Here is an 18,835-nt window from a genome sequence, read left to right as displayed (position 1 = left end):
TGATGAACCGGTTGCCTACTTGGATCTCGATAACTGATAGACACTCCACTTCCACTGTCAAGGACTAAATAAAGATCAAAAGTCAATGACAGTTCTATAACCACTTACTAAGATAGACACAGTTCCAAAGACTCTATGGCCTATTTGCACAACTTTAGGCACACGACCTGAAACCCTCTTCGTCCTCGTTTGTCGAGCCACCTTTCACATCTGAATCCTCAGAGTTCAACGAGCTAGCGTCCAAGGGGCTTCAGTACGGCTACCTTCCAGTAAGCGACATAACGCAACAGTCCCGCCTAGCGTCGCTAGGATACACGTTGTCACCATGCAAACTCTTTGGCTTTGACTTTTGGGTGGAAAACTTTAACAACCCGGTTCTTGGTCCCGTCTTCAGGCAGCTATATTTCCGCCAGGCATTACAGCACTTAGTAGATGAGACCCAGTGGATAAAGAGCTTCCTACATGGTCTCGCTGTCCCCACCTACAGTCCAGTACCCACCGGGGTCGCCAATCCCTTCGCAGACTCCCTGTCAAAAACAGGAATCTATGGCTTTAGCGTTGCCCAGGCGAAACAGCTACTTGTGTCCCACGGATGGAAGGTTGTTCCCAATGGGGTCTCCACGTGCATAAGGCCAGGTATGGCTTCAAATGAGTGTGGAGCAGGGGTATCGGCTGGTACAGCACTCACCATACCGCTGCTGTTTGCCTCGGGAACGACATCTCTAGCTCAGGAGATGCAGGCCTACAAGTCCGTAGCAGCTCAGGTCGGGATTCAGATCAACCTGTCCGAGGCTCCCTTTAGCAAGGTAATTGCGAGCAAGGCTCCTTCTTCAGGACCTACATGCACTTGGGGCATGGCAAACTGGGGCGGCGGTTGGTCTTACGGTCCTGACTACTCCCCCACCGGTGGGGAACTCTTCTCCTCAGGGGTAAGGGTTGGATTCTCAAAGGTTGTACCTGAGACAGTAACACTGATCGACAATACACACACCGCTCCACCGTCTGAATCTCAGGCGGCCCTGGACGCATACCAAAACTTCATGATAAAGGAAGCTCCGGTCGTGTACCAGCCGTATCCGCCGTACCAACTCTCAGAGATAGCTTCAAACCTAAAAGGTGTTGATCAAAGCCCATATGGTAACCTAACTCCAGAGTACTGGTACTATACAAAGTCCTGAGTTAGCGCAAATACCCTATAGTTATAATCGAACTTCAGCTCTTCAGTGAAAGAAAGTGTCACTTGCGTATCTCTCAACACGCAATTACAGCCAGAACCTAACACCTCGTAAGGTCTTTGAAGTTTGGAAAAGGTCAGAGTATCAGATAGCTATGCCGACTATACCGGCGGAAGATCCACCTAGTTGTTTCAAAACTCTGTTACTACTTGCATGAGATATATTTGAGGCATGTTGGAGGTTTCTTCCAGTTTGCTTCGTCGACTTCACACCTCCATATTTGAGTCCTCTGTTGTATCCCGTACAGGGTTGAACGACCCAGTAAAGGGTCTGTCAGCGTCTACTCAATGACTATTTGCAAGTTCATCCTGCCCGTCCCCCAACCAACTCAACGTGTGGACAACATTCAAGACAGGCGATGAAACTTTTTAAAACCCCTTCAGTTGCTTACCGCTGAGAGCTTCTTCCCCTTTTCATTCCTAACATCCCTCGCGTCACTGAGAGAGCTCAGGGCAGGACTAATGCATCCGGAAAATAAGAACACAAAGGAGCTTCACCTGCGATTCAACTCCCTCATTCCACGATCCGAAATTTCCCACACGCCAGTCCGCGAGTCACTTCTCATAAGCCCTTCTTTGACTAGAGTATTCCGGCACCATTGGGCAGTATTACGCCAGCGTATTGAACGCGGATCTGAGGCAAGCGGTTGCAAATCATGATCGTTCAACTTACCTTTCATCTTGTCCTCAACCTTGTCCAACACCTCTGCTATCGCGGCTGAACCACCCAATTCAATGAGCGCTTCAAGAATTGGCATGCGAAAAGCATCTTCTGGGGTCCTTAGTCCCTTCGACAACCGCCTGTCGACGGGTCTCCTAGTCGCACTTGTCTTCGACCTATCCTTGACTGAGCTCAGTGTCGCCCAATCCACTTGAAGATCTTTGATACGTTGGCGGAAATCTGTGAGCTTCTCCACCTCTGCTATAGCATCTCTTGCCCCCACGAAGTCGCCACAACGCAACAGCTCGGCCCCGGACTCCTGTAGGGCATTTGTCGCAACCTCAACCTCTTCCAGAAGAATCTCAAAGGCGACATTGACCTCACTGTACTCCACTGCGTTGCTCCCATCCCGATACGATTCTTTGTTAGAGAAAATTTAATTTCTCCAGAGCTTACTAATCCAGCCGTACAAGACTTACCACTAATAGTCCTCTGCTGTCATCCTAAATCCCTTACAACGTCGTACTCACCGTCGCTAATCCATCAAACTCCCAGCGAACTCCCTCACAGACCAATATCTTCTTTATGTAACGTCATCAAACAACAACTAACTCTCCGAAACTACCCCATTTTCACGACTTCTTGACCCAGATTAGCCCCGAAGGATCAACAGTCATTGTTATTGGCGATCTAACACACCATAAATCGAAAATCACCATTTAGATTTACAAAAAAGAGTCCCTGTGCTTGTGCACACCAGTACCAGTAACGTCTCCACCACCAACAACACCGGCTTAGGTGACAGTAACCGCCTAATCGAGATCCCATAGGACTAAATAGTCATATCAGCCATGTTCATGAATTGGTCATAAAGCACCATTACTATAACAGTTCGTCACACGTATAGTGGGGTCAATCGCGCTACTTGAGAAACAGGACCCCAATCCCCTTCTCGACACCACTCTCAACTAGGGAGACCGGGACAAACTCCAGCCCCGACCCGTTGTATCAACTCAGCGACAGCATCGCCTAGCGCTCGGCCAGGTGTCCGAGCTTGCCAAGCAAAATCTGGCCGACTCAACGGTGCTCGATTTCGGACAAACATTTGAAGTCGACCGCACTACGGTTCTTGCTCACCTTGAACGACAGGAAATCAGCCGTCGTGCCAACTGCGTAGAATGACCGGCACCGACGACGACAAGGCAGCTTGCCTCTACCCAACCAGGGGTCCCGAAAGACAACGGTAGAAAGATTTGAAATCACGTGGAAACGCTTCGGCGGAAGTTAAGCAAGGCCGACATACCCGTAAGACACCGGCAACGCTGTAGCTAACAAGTTCTCTACGCCATAAACCGTGTGAGATACTTATCGTTCCGCTAGTCCAATGACGATTCGAATCTTCACTGCGGCTTGGCGACTCCAAGAAACCCGCTTACGCACAGAATCCTAGCCCTCATCTTGTCAAGGTGCTGGGCTTCCCAGCACTACCTGCGAGGCAGCGTCTACTGCGGCAGCTGTGAATCCCGGCTCATGGTGACCACCGCCCGCAACAAGTGGGGCACCGAGTAACCCCTACCTCATCTGCTCCGGCCGGTCACGGCGGACCACAGACTGCCAGCGCCAAGCCATGCCGATCACCCTCATCGCGGAGCTTATCGAAGACGAGTACCGCACCATCGCCCTCTCCCCCCAGCTGCGGGACGACATCGAGGAGCTCCTCCTGGAGGACTTCGACAGCCTGCAAGCAGCCGCTGCTGGTGAGCGACAGCGGATCGAGCTGAACGCCCAACGCCAGAAGCTTCTCGACGCTCACTATGCCGTCCCTCTCGATCTCTTGAAGACGGAGCAGGACCGCATCGGTGGACAGCTCATGAGGATCCACGAAGGTCTCGCAGAAGCTGACGCAAACTATGAGCAGGCACGAAGGACGCCGGCCGACACACTGAATCTGACTCGAGACTGCCACGCTGCCTACCTCGAAGCCAATGACAGCACACGACGCCTGTTCAACCAGGCTTTCTTCGCCAAGATTTACATCGATGAGGACGACGAGACACGCGAGCAGACCGTCCAAGTGGACTACAACGAGCCCTTCGATAGCTTGCTCTCACGCCTCATTCCAGCACGCGTTCATCACACTCTCGACATAAGGAAAACCGCCCATCCGGATACTTCGGAGGGCGGGCCTGAGACTAGTTTCGAGGGCACCGCCAAGGTGCAGGGTTCTCATACGGATACTTTGGTGGAGGTGATCGCGCTGCTCGCGAAACAGGAGGTCGCCCCGACTCTTGAAGCAGCCCTCGGGGGGCAGCGCGAGGATCAGTGTGCTCCTAGAACCCGTCGGTCTGTTCAGCGACAGCGTCGACTGGCACCCTCCGAGATCACCCGGCTTGCGCAAGACTACGCAGCTGGGTCAACCGTGAACCAACTCGCCATGAGATATGGCGTTCACCGCACTACGGTCCTTAACCATCTAGAACAACAGGGCATCGATCGCAGAAGAACCCACAGAGTGCTCTCAAAGGACGATGTCGCGCGGGCGGCAGCGCTCTATTCGAGCGGGCGATCGTTGAAAGCCACGGGATCGCACTTTGGCGTCGACGCCGAGACAATCCGGCGCGAATTTAAGAAGGCTGGTGTAGCGATTCGCCCTCGTCGAGGCTGGAAGTAGCCATGCTTGCTGTTCACAAGTATGCAAAGAACGGGTTGGCTGTCGGTACCGGCTTCTCCGTACGTCCCTGCACTGCAGACATCCCACGTTCCACGTCTGCGACTGGCAACTGATCGGATGCTAGGGCTTCCGACAACCTAACATTTACTGGCCCGGCTAACCGGGAATACAGTTGCATTACCTGAAATAGATCAGCGTCTACCTGACCAACGCAGTAGCAAACTCCTTTCGGTACTACCTCCCTGAGTCGATCATGGGCCAACTTAAGCAACTCGAAGGTCATTGCTTGCTGCACATAGACAAGTATGACTGTAGACGGCGAATAAGAATGATTGCCGTCAAATTTCGTCCGCAACAGAAACGACGCTAGATCATCCCTAGAGTGGCTATTATAGGTAGTCACCTCCACCTCTAGGCGCTGTTGATGATTTGATCGACCAACCTTCTCGACGTACATTACGAGGCAGTCAGGAGCCTGCTCCGAGGGCTCGACCATTCTCATCCAAACCTCTTGGCCCGATTGTTGGCTGAACCCGATCGCAAAGATTGCCGTTGCCCTGGCTTCTCCAATCGCCCGATCGAGCGATGCAGGCCTGATTCCACGATCTTTGCAGTGCTGTACCGCCATGTCGGCAGCTTCGAGGATGAAGGCTGGGGAGTACCAATGTTCGATATTGCTCACTTTCAAGCACCAAGAATCGTATAGGCACTAATGAAAACCTCTCCCGTGCGCGAAGCATGCTGGCGCTTCTGCGTCAGAAGCTCCGGCAGTCCAATACGATCCTCAAGCACAGCACTTAGATCACCACCGTCCATCAAGAATAGTCTAGGCCGATTCTGCGAATATGTACTGAGCACAGACTCCTGAAAGCCGTTGACCGACAGGAATAGGCCTAGCGTGTTCTCAAGCTTTCGACCTACTTTGCCCGCGAAGGAGTCAAGATCGGCCACCTCCGCACGATCTTTTCTCCACTTCGCCTCAAACAAATATTCAGTACCTTCGAAGGTAAATGCTCCATCGATCTGCTCGCCCACGATCCGGAAGGATGCCTTCGCATCTATGTCAAATAGCGCAAACAACTCGTTGAGTAGCTTTTCGAGCGCATAACCGCGGGCTTGGTGGTCTTCGTTTCGCGTGAGTTCGTACAGGAGATCACGAAGTTCGGCGAGTTTGATGCCAATCTCCCGTTGTACTGCGGCACGCGCCTCCTCCTCCCGTTGCCGCCGCGCTGCCTCCTCGGACTCAGTCCGAAGCGCCCGGTATGGTGCGACTAAGTTGCGAAGGGTCGACAGCGCCTCAACAGCCTCTTTGTACTTTCGGTCCCCGTCCTCGATGCGCTTAAGGTGGCTAGGGTCGGTGATGTCGGCTGTCGCCAAGATCAACGTAAGCAGCTCGTCCAGATACTTACCCTGGTTGGCTGCCATGGTATCGACAAGACGTGCAACGATATTCCGCTTGTAGTCCGTCCAGTCGAGATGGCCAACCAGCCCTACGTCTGGAAGTACAACGTTCAGGTACGCTCTAAGATCCTTTTTGTACCAGAAGGCCAGGCTCAGAGCTTCCTTGAGAGGCTGCAAGACGGAGGCGCTCACTCGCTTTGAGGAAGCCGCTGTCATGATCTCACCCACTGCTCATGACCGAGCGGTGCCTGATTGAGCCGGTCTCTGCGCTCCTTCCAGTCCGGCATGTGCTTGTCCATCAGCTTCGCGAAGCGTTCGCCGTGGCCGCGCTCTAATAGGTGCGTCATCTCATGGACAGCGAGGTACTCCAGGCAGTCCGGGTGCTTCTTGGCCAGCTCAACGTTGAACCAGATGTGGCCGGTCTCCCGGTTGCACGATCCCCACTTGGTCTTCATCCGTCGGATGGTCCACTTCGGGACCGTGACCCCGATCTTCGACTCCCATCGCCTCAGTACGTCCGGTACAACCCGCCTGAGCTGGGCGCGGTACCAACGGTCCAGTAGAGCCCGCCGACGATCGGCGTCTGTACCCTCGGGGACGTAGAGTAAGAGGCGCTCCCCCTCCAGTTCGACGTGCGCTCTTCCGTGGCGCTCTATGACCTTAAGTCTGTACCGAGAGCCCCACACGTAGTGAGACTCACCGGTCACCATCTCACGTAGCGACTGGCGCTGCGCGGACCTAAGTTGCTGCTGGTGCTTCTTGATCCATGGGAGTCTGTGTACCACTGCGAGGCGCACCTGATCGTCGTCGAGCTGCTGTGGGGCGGCGACCCGTACCCGACCCATGGGCGGATAGACGCCGATGTGGAGGTTCTTGATGTCCTTGTAGACGACGTCGACGTCAATGCCTGCAACGGTGAGGTAGGCACTAGCGGTACTCATCACGGGCCTTCACCAGGTCGAACAGCTCATCGAGGTTCTCGAAGTCCCCTGGTAGCGCAGCACGGATGGCCTGTCTGACCTTCTTTTCCTTTAGTTTGTTGCCAACCCAGGAGTCGGGTTTCGAGTGCCGGACGGCCTTGTCGATATCAACGGCCAGGTTGAGATCAGGGTAGAAGAAGTCGTACAGGGCTCGTCGGGCGCCATTGTCCGCCCACTCTGGGTAGGCGGTGTCTGACTCACCTTTGCCGAGCTTGGCAGCGTGCTCTAGGAGCCTGGCCAGGAAATCCTTGTACTCCAGCGCTCCCTTGCGACGTTCCTCAAGCAGCGCATCGAGTAGCTCAGACATCCGGTCGTAGTACTTGGGATTCAGCGGTCGCTCGTCGATGATGACCTTGCGCATGTTGTTCGTGATCGTCTCGGCCACCGCTCCTGGATCCTTCTTGATCCCGGCTGGCAGTTTGTCGAGGGCGCTCGGTCCAAGCTTGACGATCAGGTCGATCAGCGTGGCGTTATCGAAGTCGGAGAGGACCTTGGAGGGCTTGGCCTGGATGTAGGTATCCAGCAGGTGGCGCATGCCGGCCTCGTACTGCTTGAAGTCGACGTCCTCCCCAGCACCGAGCTTTACTTCATCGCGGACGCTCGCGTAGTGGGCAACTTCCGCCTTGATCGAGGCTGCCTGTTCGGCACTGTAGCCCGCAGCTTCCATCTCATTGGCGAGGTTGCCGTAGGTCCGGACCAGGGCCATTACGGCCTTGTAGAGCTCGACTCGCTTCGGTTCGTTGGCCTTCAGCTGCTCGGCGTTGCCTTGCTCGGCAGCGCAGAAGTACTTCTGGTACTGCAGCGTCCCCTTCGGTGGCTCGACCGGCTCGCACAGAGCACGGATCTGCTCCAGTGCCTGGTCAAGGTCCTCGCGAGCCTTCTCGATCCGATCTGAAAGCAGGCCCTCGATGTCCTTCTTGTCGTAGCCGTCGAGCGCTCCACCGGTGTAGTCGGTGATCGCTGACTCCAGGGAGTTGAACAGGTCCCGGTAGTCGACGATGTAGCCGTAGTCCTTATCGTCACCATCGAGGCGGTTGACTCGGCAGATGGCCTGAAACAGGCCATGGTCCTGCATCTTCTTGTCGATGTAGAGGTAGGTTGCGCTCGGTGCATCGAAGCCGGTAAGCAGCTTGTCGACCACGATGAGCAGGCGCATCTGGCCGGGTTCATTCAGGAACTTCTCTTTGACCTGCTTCTCAAACAGAGCGACTTTTGTGACTGCCTGGTCAGCAGGCTCGTTGAAGTGGTCAGCCAGCATCTGCCGGTATATCTCATACTGACGCAGACGCTCGGTAGCTCCCTCGCCAGAATCCTCCTTCGAGATATCACCCGCCTGCGGTTCGTAACTCGTGATAATCGCACACTTGCCCTTGAAGCCGGCCTGACAGAAGAGCTCATAGAACTTGCAGGCCTGGTAGATGCTGGCGCTGACGAGCATGGCGTTACCCCGCCCGCTCAGAAGGCGTGGCCTTTTGTACATGTCCAGCAAGATGTCGTTGACGATCTGCCGGGCGCGCGGTTCCGAGCTGACGACCTTCTGCATCGTGCCCCAGCGCTTCTTGAGTTCAGCCTTGGAGAGGTCGGTCATACCCTTGGTTTGAGCCTCAAACCATTCATCAACTCTGGAAGGCGAGGTCAGTTCCTGGTCGATGCTGCGAGCCTCGTAGCAGAGGTCGAGTACCACGCCGTCAATAACGGCCTCATCGAACTTGTAGGTGTGGATGAAGCTGCCGAAGGTCTCAATGCTCGTTTCCTTGTCGGACTTGAGCAGAGGCGTACCGGTGAAGCCGATAAACATGGCACCGGGAAGAATTTGCTTCATGGCCTCGTGCAGCTTACCTGACTGGGTACGGTGCGCCTCGTCGACGAAGACGAAGAGATTGCCCTTGGCCTGGAAACCCTTCGGTAGCTTGGCCTTCAGTTCCCGGATGAACTCGCCGTCCGCTTCATCCCGCTCCGTCTCGTTCTCGGAGCCTCCGAACTTATGGACCAGCGAGCAGATCAGCCAGGGCAGGCCATTGTTGAGCGTGCCGAGCAGGTCCGCACCGCTGGTGGTTCGGTAGATGTCCTCATTGACGCCCTTGAAGACACCCTCGATCTGTTCGTCCAGTTCGGTGCGGTCAGTTACAAGGAGGACTCGGGCATCGGGCTGGTTCTCGCGGAGCCACTTGGCCAGCCAAACCATCGTGAGCGACTTGCCGGAGCCTTGAGTATGCCAGATGATGCCGCCTTCGCGCTTGATAACCCTGGCTTGCGCGGCCTTGACGCCGAAGTACTGGTTGTGGCGGCAGGTCTTCTTGGTGCCGGCATCGAATACCATGAAGTCGTGAACAATCTCGAGGAATCGCTCCTTGGAGCACATCTGCACGAGTGCGCGATCGAGTGGCGCCTCGATGTTTGAGGGTTCCTTCCAGCTAAGCCAGTACTTCTCGGGCGTGTCGATGACCGCGTAGCGCAGCCCCTCGACATCGTTGCCGGCCATTACCAGCTGGACGGTCGTGAAGAAGGGGCGGATGAAGTCGGCTTTCTGGTTGCCGATCGTCTGCCGGACACCTTCTGACACCGCGACCTTGGAGCGCTTCAGCTCGATCGTGCCGAGCGCCAGACCATTCACGTAGAGGACGAGGTCCGGCCGTTTGACGTGGTTGCCGGCGACGGTGACCTCTTCAGCCACGCCGAAGTGGTTGGTCTTCGGGTTCTCCCAGTCGATCAGCCAGACGGTCTCGGTGTGCTCACCGATGCCCGGCTTGACCTTCACGCCGTAGCGCAGCAGTCCGTAGACGTCCTTGTTGGCCTCGTAGAGATCCCGGCCGCCACCGAGGGAGGCGTCGCTCTTCAGCTTGTCAAGGGCCTTGGTGGTCAGGTTGTCGTCGTAGCCACGAGCCTTCAGGTTCTGCCAGAGCAGCTCAGCTTCGATGTTGGAGTTCTCCCGGTACTCCCAGTTCCCCAGGTAGTCGTAGTCAAGTTGTTCGAGAAGGAGCTTCACCACGCGCTCTTGTGCGCGACGTTCCGGCTGGCCGACATCACTCATGAGGCGACCTCCACGGATGATGCATCAACCCATCGTGCGAGAACGCTCAGCGACGCAAGGTACTCAAGGGCCTCCTGCTCGTGCAGCTCCCGATCCGCCTCATGACTCAGTGGTTCCTGATACCAGCGAACACACCTTCGGCGAAGCTCATCGCGCCTCGCTGGAGTGATTCGTAGGTCTTGCTTCCGTCGCTTTGCATACGACGGAGGCGAGGCTTACCGATCCCTGGCACGTCCAAGCTAAACGCCTGCTTGAACAGATCGGTCTCGCTGACGTCTCGGCGTCCCACCTTGTTCTGCGTCTCAGCGTTGAGCTTCCGGATCGCGCCTTCAACTGCCTCACGGTAATGACCGGACTGCCAAAGCGATGATGCCCCGCCCCAGATCCAGGGGTGGAGTTCAGCGGCTGACAGCTCAGGTGCGTCCTCTCCGAGATTGCGCTTTAATTCGTCTTGACGAACTAGCACCTCGCGACAACGAATAGCTGCCTCATGATGTAGGACCCACGGCTTGCGCGTCGTATTGACCTCCAGGGAACGCCAGTCGGGAGTCACTCGATGCAAGATCTCCTCTATAACCTGGGCTTGCCTTACGACTTCCGATTGCTCAGCAGTCGTCTTGTAGGTCCCAACGCTGATAACGTTCGGAGGCGACGAAACGTGATGCAGTTCAGTGGCAGCGATGAACCGGTCCAACTCCTCGACTGCCCACGCAGTGTTCATGCAGCGCCCTCCACCACCAGGCGCGTCCGCCCCGTAAGTAGCTCCTGCATCATGCCTTGCTTAATAGCGCGCGCCTTGGCGAGCCTTAGATCGAGCAAGGTGAGCTCCCGATCACTATCGGCGATGATCTGGCTAATGGCGGTCTGTTCTGCCTTCGTTGGCACCTCGATCTCTTGCTTGCCGTACTCCGAGATCCAGTACCGTTTATGATCCCCAAGCGGAAACTCGATGAGCTGTATGCGCTCGTACACGAACCTAAGATCTACACCCGGGCGAGCAGTCAGAATCTTCATAGCCGACGACTTCACCTTAAAATCAAAGTCAACATACTGTGAAGCGGTAGTGAAGTCATCAAAAATGATGACGGGATGCGACGTATACACTCCGTCAGAGTCATTCGTGTAGCCCAGGACGAAGGTCTTGCCCGCGGTCAGCACAGGAATACGACCAGAATCAAGCTGCTTAACTGTCTTGACGAGGTATCGAGTCGGCTGCTCGTAACTCAGCAACTCAGCCAGTGGACGGCGATGCCATTTACCCGCGAACCCTGGCAGCCGCGTTCGTCCCGTCAGCAGCTCCTGCATCATCCCCTGCTTGATAGCCTGCTTCTTGGTTATCAGGCGCTTGAGGGAGGTAATGTATCTCGAAAGCTCGTCTGCCACCTCCGCAATGGCTGTTTGCTCCTCAAGGCCGGGAACCTCCACCTCAAGTTTGCTGAACTCCTCGATCCACCGACGCTTGTGATCAACAATCGGATAGTTGATCAGCTGCATCCGCTCGTAGACGAAGCGTAGGTCGGCCTCGCCCGATCGGGCACTTAGCATCTTCATTGCCGAAGACTTCGCCTTAAAGTCGAAGTCAACGTACTTCGAGGCAGTCGTGAAGTCATCGAAGATGACCACGGGATGGCGTGTGTAGGCTCCGTCAGTTTCGTTGGTATACCCCAGCACAAACGTCTTGCCCGCCGTCAACACGGGGTACCGACCTCGTTCTCGGTAGTTCGTCGATCGAACTAGATACCGACCAGGCTGTTCGTATGCAATTAGATCGCCGAGACGTCGTGTCCGCCACGAAGTCTTTCTCGTCTCCATCAGTCGACCCCCATCTCCGTTAGATACTGAGTAACACGGACACTGAGCTCCGCAACTTTGCCTTCGAGATCACGAACAGTCTCGGCATACCGCTCCCCAAGCTCCTGGATCCGTTCAACAAGCACGAGCGTGAGAGCGTTGACTTCGTTGCCTATTCGAAGCTGAATGGTCATGAGCCACTTGTCCTCAATCACCAGTCGCTTGATCTCAGCCTCAGTAAGATCGTCATACTGTTTCAGGGCCGCAAGGTCAAGAGCGCCGCGCGCATCCTTCGCTTTCTTCTTTGCGTTCACTTCCTTGGCGTAGAGATCTAACAAGTACTCCAGGGCTTTTACTTCGTCTGGGTCGGAGCCTTCACGCTTGGCATCCTTCAGTCGGGCGGCAGCGAGAGCTTTCGTTACCTTGCCGTCGTCCATGGCCTCCGACAGCAGGCCCTCGTCGGTGGCGTTCTCCTCGATGAACTCCTCGACCGCTCGGGATGCCTCTTAGGCTGCTGCATCAAGTTCCGCCACGCGTTCCTGCTCAGCCCGGAAGTAGCGAGCTTCGATGAGACTCGGAGGCAGCAGGTCCATCTTGTACTTGGTTGCCGACTTGCCTGAGCCGACAACGAGATCAGGAGCCTCCGCGAGCTTGCGGTCCTTGTCTTCTATGGCTTTGCGGGGCTTCGCCGCTTCCAGCCATCCATCGTTCATGATCAGGAAGACATCGTCGTGCATCGTTTCGTGCCAGTAGGTCATCAGCTGCTCGTAGATGTCGTACTCGTCGAGTAGGGGGACCGACTTGAAGAGTGCGAGGAGGTCATCAGCGAGACTGGCGATCAGCTCGTTGGAACGAGTGTCTGCGTTGATGTTCTCGAGCTCGGACCGGTGAACGCCGAACCAGTCGGTGACGAGGTCCTGGGCACGCCTGGCGAAGTCCTTGAACTCCGAGGAGTCGAGAATCGTCTGCTGGACGTCGGTGACGTCGATGGCGAGATCGAGGTATCCCGGCCGGTTCGGCTTGAAGAGCGTGGACCGTAGGCTCGGGAAGGCCTCCCAGTAGGCGCTCAGAGCGTCGATGTCACGTTCAGGGATGCCCCCGTGGAGGTGGGCTCTCAGGTCCTGGAGATCCTCGGGCTCTGAGGAGTCGATGTAGCGAGGGATGTTGAGGTTGTAGTCGTTCTTCGGATCGGCGATCTCGGCGAGCGGCACCATCCGGGAGTAGCGGTCGATCTCCAGTTGCCGGTTGAAGACGTCGACGATCTTGTGGATGTCCCGGCTGCGCAGCCGGTTCTTCGGACCGTCCTTCATGAAGCCTTTCGAGGCGTCGATCATGAAGACGCCGGTACGTGCTTGGGCGTTCTCCTTGTCGAGAACGAGGATGCAAGCAGGGATGCCCGTGCCGTAGAAGAGGTTGGGCGGCAGACCGATAATGCCCTTGATGTATCCGCGCCTGAGTAGTTCCTTGCGGATGGTGGCCTCGGCGTTGCCACGGAAGAGCACGCCGTGAGGGAGGATGACTGCCGCCTTGCCGGTGCTCTTGAGCGACTTCAGGATGTGTAGCAGGAAGGCATAGTCGCCGTTCTTGGCGGGGGGCATGCCGAACTCGAAGCGGCCGTAGTCGTTCTCTAGGCCATTGCTCCACGATTTGACCGAGAACGGCGGTTCCTTCTACAGTTCAGACGTGTTGCAAACCAATACGAATATCTGTACGGATGTGCTCTAGAAGGTGTTGAGAGATAAGTGGGGTCCTCAGGCTTGTGTACTTCAAGAATGAACAGACATGGGTCGAATCGGCTGGATTGAGTCACCTCGAGAAAACGTTCCTAAGAAGTGAATCTAGCCTAAGTGACCGTTTCGCCTTCGGTCGCAACAGTACGTTCCCATAGGCCCACGCGCTCCTGCGTGTCCTCGCCAGTGCCGGTACCGAGGTAGTCCAGGCTCGCTCTTTCGAAGAGACGGAACTGCCAAATCGCCTCGTCCATCTGATCGGGGTTGAAGATGCCCACATCTGAGAGCTTGCGGAAGTCGTCCAGGGTTAGCCCCGTCACGCGCTCGAAAAGCTGGGTGTCAAGTGACTCAATCACGTCGACCAGAGACTCCTCGCGAAAGTCCGTGAGGTACATGAAGACGGGGATCGACTGAACGAACTTGAGCAACTTAGCCCTGAGGGTCTTCACTTGCTCACGCTTAGCTTTGCGCGCCGCCGTCACCTCTGGGTCTTCGGGGTCGCCATCGAACGCTTTGGGCTTCTTGCCGGACTTGATCTTCTTGGACTGCGCGATGATTTTGGTCGCGTCTTCGCGCAGGTTGCGGAAGTCTTCCATCTGCTCCAAGCGGTCGAGAAGGTCGGTGTCTTCGAGCAGCTTTGTGAGCACCGCCTCGGAGAGGTCGATGAGCCGAGGGCTTCCCCAGCGCTTGGCGAGCATGGCCGCACCGGCCCCCGCGGTTCCCCAGTCCATGACTGCGTTGACGTCAACCGGGTCCATCCGGCCCCCGTCAAAGGCGAAGATGGGTAGGAACTCAATGAGTTCGCCGATGACCTCAGCCGGCGCCGTCTTCGTTGTCGAGCGTGCAAGCTTCGTGCCGTACTGATAGATGAGACTCAAGGCGCGATTGGGGTCGAAGTCGAAGACGTAGCAAGTCTGTTTCTTGACGACTCGCGTTCCATCGGGTCGCTTGGACGTCCACGGGGACTGCACACGGAAGGCCGCCTGGAAGTACGCCTCGGGCGACTTCAGGGAGCGCAGGATCAGGATTGCACCCCACTGGGACACCGTCACGCCCGTCATCAACTGACCAACAGAGAGCGTGATCGTCTGCTTGCCGAGCTTCGCCGCTTCCGCTAGCATCTTGTCAACGGGGGGCTTGGCTGCTGCACCGACTTTGGTACCACCGGCCGCGACGTGGACCAAGAAGTCCTTGAAAAACGGATGGGCTAGCAGCGAAGCCTTCATCGCATGTGCTGATGCGACGCTTGGCATGAACCACACGGTGTGCTCAACTGCCTCGGTGAAACGACCGTCACTGAAAGGAAAGGGTGGCTTGAAGTTGTTGAGCAGCTTCTCTGTCGCTGACTGAGTCAGGCGTCCGAGGAGCATGTTCAAGAACTCGTTGATGCGATCTGGATCGTCGAAGTGATACTCCGAGCCGACTTTCTTAGCGGCAAAGTACCCAGAGAGGTCAAACAGTCCGTCTGGTCGCTGATCGATCTTAACCGACGCCAACTCCGATAGGGAGTACGTGAACATCTCCATTGCTGGGAGTTCCCGGTAGGGGTTGCGGGTCGGGTCTTTGGCGGGGTCTGTGTCCCACGCACGCTTCGCACGCTGCTCGTCCGGATAGGTCCAGTTGAAGATCTGCTCTTCGTTGAACTCGCCGTCAGCGATAGCTCGAAAGGGAGTACCGGAGAGGTATAGGTAGCTGCGGCTCGATAGTCGCATGTCCTTAGCGTCAAGGTCCTGGTTGATGCCGGTGGAATCAGGTGTGGCGGCGAGCAGACGAGGAATACCGTCATAAACGAGCTCAGTGACCTCGTCAGCGCGCCCTGTCTCTTCATCGAGATCGCGCAGCTCGGCCTTGCGTTCGGCCTCCGTCGAGCTAGCGGCGCTCGCGGGGCTGCAGACTTCTTTGGCTGCACCCTGCCAAGCACCGAAGTGGTATTCATCGAGGACGATGCAGTCCCAGTCGATGAGGTGGATAGACTCGTTGTGTTCCTTGACGTCGCCATCGGTCGTAGTTCCAAGCAGGTCCTGGAACGAGGCGAACCAGACCATGGGGGCATCGATGTCCGGGTCACAGGGGTGATCGCGATCTGAGTAGACCCACTCAGCAAAGTCCACATGGTTACGCAGGTCGTCTTGCCAGGCGTTTCGTACTGCTGGCTTGTAGGTCAGGACGAGAACGCGACGCCAGGCCATTTGGCGAGCCAACTGGTACGTCGAGAACGTTTTCCCGAAGCGCATCTTCGCATTCCAAAGGAAGCGTGGTGGCCGAAGATCATTGGCGTGCTGGGTAAAGTACGTCTTCGTGAGCTCGATGGCTTGCTGCTGTTCAGGACGTGGCATGAAGTCCTCAGTGCGCAGTGGATCATAGTCCAGTCCCGAGCGGACAGCGGCGATGGCGGCCTTGACCTCATCAAGCGTGGCTTCGACAACCTCGCTGCTTCGTTGAACCCCAGCGTTGTCGAGGACCCTGTGGATGTCCGAGTCAGTGAAGCTTGTACCGTCTGAGCGAACCGCCGGTTCGTCTAGCAGGATAACGATGCCTTCCCCGTCGGGGTACATCGTGCCCGACTGCTCTTTGATACGTACCAGCGGGTCGGGTCGACCGGTCCAGCCAACCTTCAGACGACCACGCCCCTCGATGCTCGACGACCCCACCGTGCGAGTCCACTCGGTGTCGTATCCCGGTGCCGTGTAGACGTAGATGCGACCGGCAGCCTTGACGCTCACTCTTCGTCCTCCACGTCCGTATCAAGAGCCTCGGTAGCATCGCGCTCAGTACCGGGTGCGCGGTACTTTGATCCACCTGGCAGGTGCGAAGGCGGGATCGGGGAGTCAAGCGAAAGGATTGCCTCACGAGGATGGATCGAACTTTCGACGTAGTCGCGTTCAGCTTGAGTGAGCCCGAAGTGGTCGAAGAGGTTCTCATCCGTCCATTGCCGCTGCATGTCAAGCATGGGCACAAAACGAAGACGGTCTGATCGCAAGTGCTGCGTGCTCTTGCGCTGGAGCACCAAAAAGCGGACGAGTTTGGTCGTGAGGAAGTCGGCGTAGTTTCGCGCCTCGGTCTTGGTATCGAAGACTCCCGCGACAAGGTATGTCTGAGTACAAGCCGACCCCGGCGCAAGCGCAATCGGTTCGCCTAACACATAAGAGACTTCTCGGCCGTGTCCGTCCCCAGCGACGGGTACCAGGACCTTCCACTTTTTCACCCAGGCCGCGTTTTTCTCGATTTGGTCGGGTCGGATGTAGCCTATGTGACTGCCGAAGATCAGCGGAAGTGAGCCTTCGAACGGTACATCAGCAGCTCCGGAGAAGTTTGTCTCAAGAGACTGTCCGAAGGGTGCCCTCATGGAGAAGCGAGGAACGAGCGAGTCCTCCACTTTCTCCGGCCGACACTTCTCGACGATTGACTGCGCCAGGTTGTCCCTGATGATGACGCCGTGGCCCACACGAAGGTCACGTGTCGTAGTTGAGATGATGGTTCCATCAATGCGCGTAGAGAACTCGCAGTCACCATCGTGGTCACGGTCCCAGAGGAAGTAGTTGACCCCGCCCTTGATCTCAACGCCCGGGAAACAGTCGAAGAGCTTGGGGTTGTCCACGATCTTCACAATGTGGCGGTCGGCGATCATGCGGGCACGAAAGTCATCGAGCCCCTTGCCACCGGTGAACCAACGAGACGGAATGATCATGACAAGGTATTTTGGATTGAGATTGATGGCATGATCTACGAACAGTTGGTATACCGGCGATGCCGAAGCTCCGAAACCTCCGGTCCCTATCTGATACGGTGGATTACCCACGATCACGTCGAACTTCATGTCTTTCATCTCCTCGGTTGGATACGCCCCATGGATGAAGGCGTAGGCGTAGTTCTCTCTGGTAGATCCACGTTCGAGTCGGACAGGGGCGCCACAGATGCGACACGGTCCCGAAGCTCGCCCATCCCTGTTCGTGGGGTAATCATGTTCAGCTTGAATGAAGGGCAGGTTGCCCTGAGGATCATCAAACAGCACCGCAGAGTGGGCACCAGCAGCGTCTCGAGACACGTAGACCGACCGGCGAGTCATCTCACCGTGGACTTGGGTGATGGCCGCGCCAAACAACATGTTCTTCAGAATGTGCTGCGCCCGCGCCTGGGGATCGGGCTCCCACTTAGCCAGACCCTCCATCAGACGGCGGGCAACTTCTCGAAGAATCGAGCCTGATTTCGTCGCTGGGTCGAGCCAGCGATAGTCGGGGTTGCTCCATACGTCGATAGGCAGTAGATCGAGCAGAGCACGAGCCAGCAGCGGTGGCGTCGGAATTGCGTCTGATGAGAGCGCCGCGATCACGTCCAGGATGTCGGGGATATGGTGAGTGCGCACGGTCCCCACGCCGATGGTGGTGATCTTTGAGTCAGTCGTACTCATTTCTTCGTCCTTGTTCGGCTCTTGGTCTTGGGTGGCGTTGCCGCGGCGAACAGCTCGCTGTAGTGAATCGGTTCAACGTCTTGCACTCGCTCCTGCCAAAACAAGCTTCGTGCATGCTCGGGGACCAACGCGCAGCTCCAGACACGCTGGAACCGACCAGCGGAATACGGGCGCCACTCGCACAGCTCAATCTCGTCTGCCTTGTTGATTGAGTCACCGAGCACGATGTTGTCGCCAAGGATGAGTGCGGCAGCGTTCAAGAAACCAGTCGTTGGCTCGATGGTATTGGCGTCCGATTGGTAGTGGCTTAGCACCGTGTGGGCCATACGAGCTCGTGCCTCGGTGACGTTGTCTATCGAGATGTCAACGCCGTAGATCGACGCCAACGCTCGTAGCAGACGATGTTCATAGTGCTCTTGGGAAACGCACTCCGCTTTTTTGACCATCTGCAACTTGCGTCGTAGGATCTCGACGAGGAAGTTGCCGGAACCGCAGGTCGGCTCCAAGAACGTCACGTCGAGTTCAGTGAACGCATCTGGGATCATGTCAAGCATTGCGTCTACCTCGCGCTGATGCGTGAATACCTCCGCCAACTCACGAACGCGCTGGCGTGATCGGACTTGACCGAACTGCGCTTCAAGGGGAGCCAGGATGGCATCGCCAGTCAATTCCACCAGTTTGGCGGACTCATGCCAAGCGATGTTGGAATCAGTTTCGTAAACCCAACCAGCATCGGGATCGTTTTCGCAGTCAGCGCTTCGTGTGGCTGAGCACCATTTTGGTGCAGACATCAACTTCCCCCTCGGTGCACTTGCCCCTCTTATGCTCTCATTTCGGAGGTGACTCTTTGCGCCCTCAACCATGTTCTTAGTGTCGGCACGAACCGATCTATTCAGTGACGTCATTCAGTAACCGTCCTCCGTCCTAT

The 18,835-nt window shown here is 56.4% G+C and carries 12 protein-coding genes and 2 pseudogenes; 2 read left to right on the top strand and 12 right to left on the bottom strand.

Annotation, left to right across the window (positions count from 1 at the left end; all coding sequences use genetic code 11):
* Window positions 1-167: 167 nt before the first annotated feature.
* Window positions 168-1,178 (top strand): ABC transporter substrate-binding protein, encoded by a 1,011-nt coding sequence (locus BUA24_RS08210; RefSeq protein ID WP_084660337.1) that lies wholly within the window; start codon window positions 168-170, stop codon window positions 1,176-1,178.
* A gap of 550 nt (window positions 1,179-1,728) precedes the next feature.
* On the opposite strand, the gene BUA24_RS08205 is transcribed toward BUA24_RS08210, so the two are convergent.
* The gene (locus BUA24_RS08205) at window positions 1,729-2,289 is read right to left on the bottom strand and encodes a winged helix-turn-helix domain-containing protein (RefSeq protein ID WP_072791201.1); all 561 of its coding nucleotides are present in this window, start codon (window positions 2,287-2,289) and stop codon (window positions 1,729-1,731) included.
* A 1,200-nt stretch (window positions 2,290-3,489) separates the two neighbouring features.
* A complete protein-coding gene (locus BUA24_RS12190) occupies window positions 3,490-3,708 on the bottom strand; it encodes a type 1 periplasmic-binding domain-containing protein (RefSeq protein WP_178138761.1) in 219 nt (72 codons plus the stop codon).
* A gap of 21 nt (window positions 3,709-3,729) precedes the next feature.
* On the opposite strand from BUA24_RS12190, the gene BUA24_RS08200 reads away from it, so the two are divergent.
* Window positions 3,730-4,566, top strand: coding sequence for a hypothetical protein (locus tag BUA24_RS08200; protein ID WP_178138760.1), 837 nt, complete (start codon window positions 3,730-3,732; stop codon window positions 4,564-4,566).
* A 13-nt stretch (window positions 4,567-4,579) separates the two neighbouring features.
* Here the strand turns inward: BUA24_RS08200 and BUA24_RS08195 are convergent, their stop codons facing one another.
* The 10 genes and pseudogenes from BUA24_RS08195 to BUA24_RS08150 form a co-directional block, all read right to left on the bottom strand.
* A complete protein-coding gene (locus BUA24_RS08195) occupies window positions 4,580-5,248 on the bottom strand; it encodes a hypothetical protein (protein WP_072791197.1) in 669 nt (222 codons plus the stop codon).
* 2 nt (window positions 5,249-5,250) lie between these two features.
* The gene (locus tag BUA24_RS08190) at window positions 5,251-6,183 is read right to left on the bottom strand and encodes a restriction endonuclease (RefSeq protein WP_072791194.1); all 933 of its coding nucleotides are present in this window, start codon (window positions 6,181-6,183) and stop codon (window positions 5,251-5,253) included.
* Window positions 6,180-6,908, bottom strand: a complete 729-nt coding sequence (locus tag BUA24_RS08185) for a M48 family metallopeptidase (RefSeq protein WP_072791212.1) — start codon at window positions 6,906-6,908, stop codon at window positions 6,180-6,182. Before BUA24_RS08185 ends, BUA24_RS08190 begins: the two co-directional genes overlap by 4 nt.
* Window positions 6,895-9,978, bottom strand: coding sequence for a type I restriction endonuclease subunit R (locus BUA24_RS08180; protein WP_072791192.1), 3,084 nt, complete (start codon window positions 9,976-9,978; stop codon window positions 6,895-6,897). Before BUA24_RS08180 ends, BUA24_RS08185 begins: the two co-directional genes overlap by 14 nt.
* Window positions 9,975-10,699 (bottom strand): annotated as a pseudogene (locus BUA24_RS08175) (TIGR02391 family protein). The gene BUA24_RS08180 and the pseudogene BUA24_RS08175 overlap by 4 nt, the downstream one beginning before the upstream one ends.
* Complete coding sequence (locus BUA24_RS08170; protein ID WP_072791190.1) at window positions 10,696-11,790, bottom strand: restriction endonuclease subunit S; 1,095 nt, start codon at window positions 11,788-11,790, stop codon at window positions 10,696-10,698. Before BUA24_RS08170 ends, BUA24_RS08175 begins: the two are co-directional and overlap by 4 nt.
* Window positions 11,790-13,433, bottom strand: a pseudogene (locus BUA24_RS08165) (N-6 DNA methylase); the annotation flags it as partial. The pseudogene BUA24_RS08165 and the gene BUA24_RS08170, both read right to left, overlap by 1 nt.
* A gap of 179 nt (window positions 13,434-13,612) precedes the next feature.
* Window positions 13,613-16,222: a DEAD/DEAH box helicase gene (locus BUA24_RS08160; RefSeq protein ID WP_072791188.1), complete on the bottom strand. Its 2,610-nt coding sequence runs from the start codon at window positions 16,220-16,222 to the stop codon at window positions 13,613-13,615.
* Entirely contained in the window at window positions 16,219-17,907 is a 1,689-nt protein-coding gene (locus BUA24_RS08155) for an Eco57I restriction-modification methylase domain-containing protein (protein WP_072791187.1), read from the bottom strand. The genes BUA24_RS08160 and BUA24_RS08155 overlap by 4 nt, the downstream gene beginning before the upstream one ends.
* The gene (locus BUA24_RS08150; RefSeq protein WP_143146467.1) at window positions 17,904-18,698 is read right to left on the bottom strand and encodes a type III restriction endonuclease subunit M; all 795 of its coding nucleotides are present in this window, start codon (window positions 18,696-18,698) and stop codon (window positions 17,904-17,906) included. Before BUA24_RS08150 ends, BUA24_RS08155 begins: the two co-directional genes overlap by 4 nt.
* Between the last annotated feature and the right edge of the window lie 137 nt (window positions 18,699-18,835).

It is taken from the genome of Ferrithrix thermotolerans DSM 19514 (assembly GCF_900128965.1).
Lineage (GTDB): Bacteria > Actinomycetota > Acidimicrobiia > Acidimicrobiales > Acidimicrobiaceae > Ferrithrix > Ferrithrix thermotolerans.
The sequence above is the reverse complement of the archived record's forward strand: the minus strand, read 5'-3'. Positions and strand labels throughout refer to the sequence as shown.

What these genes read in the sequence shown, in the direction of transcription:
- BUA24_RS08180 (WP_072791192.1), bottom strand. Translation starts at nt 9,978, where the DNA reads ATGAGTGATGTCGGCCAGCCGGAACGTCGCGCACAAGAGCGCGTGGTG.
- BUA24_RS08190 (WP_072791194.1), bottom strand. Translation starts at nt 6,183, where the DNA reads ATGACAGCGGCTTCCTCAAAGCGAGTGAGCGCCTCCGTCTTGCAGCCT.
- BUA24_RS08170 (WP_072791190.1), bottom strand. Translation starts at nt 11,790, where the DNA reads ATGGAGACGAGAAAGACTTCGTGGCGGACACGACGTCTCGGCGATCTA.
- BUA24_RS08155 (WP_072791187.1), bottom strand. Translation starts at nt 17,907, where the DNA reads ATGAGTACGACTGACTCAAAGATCACCACCATCGGCGTGGGGACCGTG.
- BUA24_RS08150 (WP_143146467.1), bottom strand. Translation starts at nt 18,698, where the DNA reads ATGTCTGCACCAAAATGGTGCTCAGCCACACGAAGCGCTGACTGCGAA.
- BUA24_RS08185 (WP_072791212.1), bottom strand. Translation starts at nt 6,908, where the DNA reads ATGAGTACCGCTAGTGCCTACCTCACCGTTGCAGGCATTGACGTCGAC.